Annotated in this window: 1 protein-coding gene; it reads right to left on the reverse strand. The window is 40.1% G+C overall.

From position 1 onward, the window contains the following. Positions 1–23: 23 nt before the first annotated feature. Positions 24–644, reverse strand: a 621-nt coding sequence (locus I6E49_RS14270) for an IS630 family transposase (RefSeq protein ID WP_235403148.1), incomplete at its 5' end; no start/stop codon positions are given.

Raw genomic sequence — 644 nt, forward strand, 5'->3', positions numbered from 1 at the left:
TAAGTAACTGTTCAAAATTAATTTTACAAATATGAATAATTCACGAATAAGTTCGTACCCACAGACGCCAAGGCCCTGTTCGTACAATAGAAAAGCGAGTCCGTAGTCTCGTAATCTATCGGTCTTATCCATTTGCCCTTAAGTATACGCCAAAGAATCTCGGCAGGATTAAGTTCTGGAGAATAAGGTGGAAGATAGAAGAGGAACAATCCTCTATTCTCCCAAATTTTCCTCAGTTCTTTCACCTTCCGATTTCTATGAACAGAAGCATTGTCCAAGACAATTACGGTCTTCTTCGTGACATTGAAAGAGAATCTGTCAAGATAGTCCACAATCTTGTCTGCGTTTATGGAGTTTTTTGTGGTAAAGCCTTTATATTGGTTCCTTTTGGTAATCATACCAAAGATATTAAGCCGGGCTGCTTTCTCGGATGGGATGTAAACATCCTCATTCTTGAATTGCCAGCCATATGGAACATATCCATTTGTACAGACATGGCTTTCGTCGGCATAATACAGCACAAGTTCTCCTTTGGAATCATGTTCTTCAAGTTCTTGCAACTTCTCTTTCTTGTATGCGTAGAGCTGCGGTGAGGGTTTACCCCTTGGGCGTTTTCTTATACGCTTATATCTTGCACCAATGTT

It is taken from the genome of Leyella stercorea, from assembly GCF_021531655.1.